Source organism: Variovorax sp. P4_D9 (genome assembly GCF_056401695.1).
Genome location: NZ_JBFUIU010000621.1, coordinates 1 through 5,320, shown reverse-complemented (window position 1 = coordinate 5,320; position 5,320 = coordinate 1). Strand labels below are relative to the sequence as shown.

6 protein-coding genes are annotated in these 5,320 nt (G+C 61.3%); 3 read left to right on the top strand and 3 right to left on the bottom strand.

Going from position 1 to position 5,320, the window contains the following annotated elements:
* From AC1DY5_RS40770 to AC1DY5_RS40760, 3 genes are all read left to right on the top strand, one after another.
* Positions 1-290 (top strand): hypothetical protein (locus AC1DY5_RS40770; RefSeq protein ID WP_478120132.1); only part of this gene is annotated, 290 nt, incomplete at its 5' end.
* A complete protein-coding gene (locus AC1DY5_RS40765; protein WP_478120131.1) occupies positions 287-1,204 on the top strand; it encodes a TIR domain-containing protein in 918 nt (305 codons plus the stop codon). The genes AC1DY5_RS40770 and AC1DY5_RS40765, both read left to right, overlap by 4 nt.
* Before the next feature lie 30 nt (positions 1,205-1,234).
* Positions 1,235-1,714, top strand: coding sequence for a hypothetical protein (locus AC1DY5_RS40760; protein WP_478120130.1), 480 nt, complete (start codon positions 1,235-1,237; stop codon positions 1,712-1,714).
* A 241-nt stretch (positions 1,715-1,955) separates the two neighbouring features.
* Here the strand turns inward: AC1DY5_RS40760 and AC1DY5_RS40755 are convergent, their stop codons facing one another.
* The 3 genes from AC1DY5_RS40755 to AC1DY5_RS40745 form a co-directional block, all read right to left on the bottom strand.
* Positions 1,956-2,243: a hypothetical protein gene (locus tag AC1DY5_RS40755; protein ID WP_478120129.1), complete on the bottom strand. Its 288-nt coding sequence runs from the start codon at positions 2,241-2,243 to the stop codon at positions 1,956-1,958.
* Between the two features lie 773 nt (positions 2,244-3,016).
* Positions 3,017-4,117: a DUF1176 domain-containing protein gene (locus tag AC1DY5_RS40750; RefSeq protein WP_478120128.1), complete on the bottom strand. Its 1,101-nt coding sequence runs from the start codon at positions 4,115-4,117 to the stop codon at positions 3,017-3,019.
* A 647-nt stretch (positions 4,118-4,764) separates the two neighbouring features.
* Positions 4,765-5,320: hypothetical protein (locus tag AC1DY5_RS40745; RefSeq protein WP_478120127.1), on the bottom strand; the 556-nt coding region annotated here is incomplete at its 5' end.

Here is a 5,320-nt window from a genome sequence, read left to right as displayed (position 1 = left end):
GATTCAGGATGAAGATAAGTGGACTGGACCAATTGAGCCGCCAGTTGGATGCGGCACAGAAGGCAATGAAGGAAATTGACGGCCAGCTCGGAAGCGTTAGTTTTGATCCTTCAGACCCGGGCAGCATCGAGGCAGCGATCAGCTCTGCAGCTGAAATGGTTGATGCGCGGATTGGTCAATACGCAGACAACCCGCTGGTTGGACCAATGCTTGAACAACTGAAGGAGTCCTACCGTCAGGCTATTTTGGATCGGGCGGCCGAGGCGCGCCTCCAGGATTCTCCGGAATGAGCGACTCCGACCTGTTCTCGCACATCAACAACGCCGTACTTGACCTCCAACAGGCGGAGCTTTCGACGTATGAGCGGCCCCTGAAGACGCTTGTCAGATTGCTCAACGACGTGACTTTGTCGGCGATCAATCAGGATCTGACGGCTGGAGTGGACTTAGATGCCTTTCTTGAGCAGAGTTCGGAATCTGGGAAAGGTTTGGGTGGAGCGACGTTGGTGTGGCCTGAGGATTCCAAAGAATGCTTGGGGCTCACGTTGATGCTGTTGTCCAAGTTGGCGGAGAGTTCGCAATTCACCCTCAACTTCTCGCACACATATTTCCGGTCGGGTACGAAGACGGTTGCCGGTATCCATTCGATGGTCCGACAGTTGATCATCCCGTTTGTGCGTGACTTCCGTACACACGCACAGCGCGTCATGAATGACGCCCGCGGCAAATCGCGGTCAAGACCTCAGCCTGTGCCTGGGTCGAACCATAAGGTGTTCGTGGTGCATGGGCATGACGAAGCCGCACGAGAGACTGCCGCCAGATTCTTGGAGCGCATTGGGCTTCAACCGATCATCCTGCACGAGCAAGCCAACCGAGGGCGCACTGTCATTGAAAAGGTTGAGGCATTCGGAGATGTTGGGTTTGCCGTTGTCTTGTTAACTCCCGACGACGTAGGCCGGGCCAGCAGGGACAGCGACCTTGAGCCACGTGCGCGACAGAATGTGCTTCTAGAGCTTGGCTACGTTCTCGGGCGTCTAGGGCGAGAGAACGTGTGCACGCTCAAGCGAGGGCATGTCGAGATTCCAAGTGACTTCGCGGGTGTTGTCTGGCAGGACATGGACGCGGCGGGCGGCTGGAAGGTCGCGTTGGGCAAGGAACTGAAGGACGCTGGGTACCAGTTCGACTGGAACCAGGTAATGGGTTGAGGCTGCGGCGATCGACGCAAACAAGGGGCCTTGCCCCATGCCTCGAAGGACATCAACCGCGGGCCTATCCAAAGCACAGTATCCACCGAGGTATCCACGGAAACCGAGGCCAATGAGCAGGCAATTGGGACCACGTCTATGAACACTTCACCGCAAGCCTGGCTGCCGGCCGGGCAGGATCTGAGTAGGGAGCAATCGCGCCTCCTGTCGGTGCCGACACGGTCCAAGCCAACGCCAAGCCTGTATCGGGATCTGCTCGCACGGAAACTGCAAGTCCTGATCGACGCGGACCCGAAGGAAGCGCAGCGGGCGATGGAGATGTCGCGCGAGCAGGCGCCGGAGCTGTGGATGATCGCGGAGAACGAGCCGCGGCGGAACTGGGGTCAAGCGCTGATGTCGAGCGACTCAATGCAGATCCTATTGAACCAAGTCGACTGGAGCCTGCCGGGGATGGTTCGCGAAGCGCCGACCGAGCAGAGCCTGATCGAGCTGCTGGAACAGATTCCCTAGCCTCCGAGGAAAACCAGTTTCAGGCGCCCTACGTGGTGCGCAGCGCGCGCAAGGACGAGGGAGTACTGATCCCCGTCAACATGCACCAGCCGACGCAGCAGGCGCTGTCCAAGCGGGGGGCGCTGTCGATCGCCAGCTCGGTCGTCGCGTGCGACCCGAGAGCATGGGGAGAAGGACAAGGCGATCGAGAACGTAGACCACGGCCACTACCCCTCCCTGCGTCAGCTCCCTCAGAGCCAGTCTACTTGCGGAACATCGCTTCAAGCGCGGCCTCTTCCTCGCGCTCCCACGTCGCCACGTTGGCCCCGTGCTCCGGCTTCAGGAGAACCAGTTCGCTGAGGGAGACTTCTTCCGCTTCGTGCTGCTGGAACCCTTGCTGCATCAGTTCCACCACCCGCTCCTGCGCGAGTTTCCCCGTCGTCTGCAGCGCTTGCTCCAGTTCGTTGTCCGCCTTGAGCGCCGCGACCTTCTTCGGCAGCCAAGTCGTCCAGTGCTTGCGGGCCATCGTCGCGTATCGGGATGCGTTCATCGTTGTCTCCTCTTCGATTGGTGCAGTTTCGGGCGCGGGCTTTGATAACCGCGTCAGATCGCCGATTCGGCGGCTGCGGCGCCGCCCACGCCCACGCCCACGCCCACGCCCACCTACACATTGTCCGCTCGCGCGTTCATTTGKCCGACCGCTCTGCGGGCCTCTTCTTCGCAGGCCAGGGCGGCTGCTTTCGCTTGGCCGTATCGCCTGTGAGCGGAGTTCTTGAGCTCGCTTAAACAACTCGTCGTCGGAGAGGTTGCCTAGATCGGTCATTTCTCAATCTTGCCGTGTGAAATCCAGTAGCGCGAAGAGCCCCCCTCGTATCCCCTCATCCGTGGACCGAGCAAATGTCACGAACGGCGCCCAATCGTCCGGTGACAAAGTTCAGCTTGATCCGCTCTGACGCCGGATTCGCGCGATAGCCGCCTCGGCGATCTCCTTGGCTTTGAACGCTTCACGCTGGAGTTTTTCGCCCATGCGTACCCCAGCGACGAACTTGCGCACATCCAGCGGGTCAGGTCCACTGATCGCTATCGCGTCCCACCCATGGACAACAATGACGACCCCGAACGCCCGAACGCGCGAATCGCCCGATCGATCCAGACAGCCCGCAGGAAGTGAGCCACTGGGCCGCCAAACTGGCCTGCTCCGGGGCATTGCTGTCGTTCGATTTCAGTGCGCAGCAAGTGCATCGCCGGCTCTCATCAGGCAAGCGTCTGGGGCCAATTACTTGCAGTCGCGTGGCCGGCGTTCATCGCTTCTCAGGGTTTTTCTCAACGAGTCCGCCACAGCCCAATCGACAATCCTCCAGCCTCGAAGAGTTTGCAAGGCGATTCCTGACCCGAGACCAGCGCCAGCTGCGCACCGGTCCACGTCCAATCGCGGGTGACCCAGCAGTCGCCAATGCCGCGCGCTTTGGCAGTCTCGTTTAGCGACAGCGTGCCGCCTTCTCCGGACATCGTTTCTAATACCGCCGTATCGGAGGTGCTACCGTCGGGTTGTGGCAGGCGCAGTGGCCGGGCTCGGAAGGGTGCCTTGTCGTCCACCTGCCAGAGCCGGCTGCCGGTTTGGTATGCCCCGTTGTGGCAAGCATGAGAGATGAGCAGCGATGTTGAATTGAGACGCAGCGGCGCTTGCTGCCACCCTTCGTGGTTGAAATCGGGGCAGTCGTCGTCTCGTGGCAATGCGGCGAACAGCTTGGGTCCGAGTCGGCGATCGGCGTCGGTCGTCGGAGGGAGCTGAGCGGGCTGCACTCGCGGCACCGCAGGCGCTTCGGCCTCCGGCTTGGTGCCACGGTGTACCAGGGCGCCAGGGGTGCCGACGCGGCCCTGCAGATCGTCCATTTTCAACAGTGCTGCCGCAGCACCGGACAGCGACACCGACCATTGCTTTGTCCCGGCCGACAAAGTGATCTTGTCACCCTTGAGCGCCGCGGCCAGCAGCGCCGGTACTTGTGCGGGTGGTATCTCGCTTGTTTTCGGGGGCAGCAGAAATCGTAGGGTGCCCACTTGCACGGTCACCACCTGGCTGACGTCAGGACTCGTCGCGTTGTCGTCGAAGGTGCTGTATCCGAAACTCAAGACTGGCGGGCGCGCTGGACCCGCCTCGCGGCGGACGATCAGCGCGGCCCTGCCAATTGGCGAGCCATCTTCGGCGTCGGCGCCGTAGCCCTGAGCTTCGCAGGTGCGCCCGTTGTCGCAACCTACAACCCAGTCCCCGAACTGATGCAATTTGCCGAGACCGCTCCCAGCGGCCAGAGCAGCCGCATGACACAGCAAGGCGATGAGAACGACAGACGATCGAGCCATGATGGAGGAGCGACGGATATATTGGTCACAGATCATGCAACATCCTCTCCTGAACTCGTCCCACATCAAGGTCACCGTTCGGTCTTGCGTCACACTTCATCGCGCATCACGGCCCAACTCCGGTCACCTCTCGACTGACCGGTTGTCGTCGCCGTGACTGGCTCCTCAGGGTCGGGAGCGGCGCCGACCGCTATCGGGCACTGCGATCGACCGACCGGTGATGGCCGACAACGGGCCTCAAAGCTTACCTTCGCCCGGACGCGCTTACGGGCGGTTCAACTTGAAGTTCAAGCTAGAGGTTTCCTCCCCGACCTGCAAGGTCTTGAACCGCTTCGGCGGGCCTTTTCTTGGCCGGTTTTCTGCGCCGACGCTATTCTTGGCCAATGCCCCGCAAGCCTCCAGACCTGAAGCGCATCGCCCGCAGGAGGCGCCGAAGTCGGCGTAGCTTTCGGCGTAGCTGCGCCGAAGCGACTTAATTCCCCTCTGACAGACCGGGAGCCATCATGGGGGTCAGGCTTCGCGAGCACTTGCGCGCAACTCGCCACGCCCAGTACGCAGTTGCATGTGAGGCGACTCGCCTGTCGAGCACCAAAGAGGTGACATGCGGCCATGAAACCTGAATGGCACTCCGACAATGATGACTCAGGCGCCCGAGATCCCGACATGTCGCCATAGTAGACATCCCGGAGCGCTGAAACACCGACTGACGCGCGTCAGGGACGCTCGCCGCAGCACCTTGGTGCCGGCGGGGCAGCAGTCAGCATTTCAGATCGAAGAACTGCTTGCGGGCTTTGTAGAGATCCAGGTCGGCTCTTGCCTTCGCCTCGCCCTTTCCGCTCCCTGCATCGTGCCTCCAGCGTCGGAAAAAGGCCGTCGAGTCGGGCGCATTCCTGTTGATCGCGGCCCGATAGGTTGACTCGGCGCCGTACCACGTTCATCTCGTCATGCGATCGGCCGTGCAGAGGGCGTGTCGCGTTGTCGAGCGTCGTTGTGAACTCTTCACGCTGGACCTCGCGGCCCTTGCGCGAAGCACCGCCCATCTTGTCCATGCCCTGTGTCGGTTTCGCGTCGATCACCTTGGCGCCGACGCAAGGGGCGTCCGAGTAGGCGACCTTGCCGTTCGTTTCGCAGCGATAGACCATCGGTTGAGCAGCCATCGGTAGCGCGGCGCGCGTCAATGTAGTTGTCGCCTCTTTCATGCAGCCAGCGGCTGTATGTCTGATACAGTTGTCGCCTCTTTCATGCAGCCAGCGGCTGTATGTCTGATAC

Excerpts from the sequence above, each read along its gene's own strand:
- AC1DY5_RS40765 (WP_478120131.1), top strand. The coding sequence starts at position 287 with ATGAGCGACTCCGACCTGTTCTCGCACATCAACAACGCCGTACTTGAC.
- AC1DY5_RS40755 (WP_478120129.1), bottom strand. The coding sequence starts at position 2,243 with ATGAACGCATCCCGATACGCGACGATGGCCCGCAAGCACTGGACGACT.
- AC1DY5_RS40750 (WP_478120128.1), bottom strand. The coding sequence starts at position 4,117 with ATGTGGGACGAGTTCAGGAGAGGATGTTGCATGATCTGTGACCAATAT.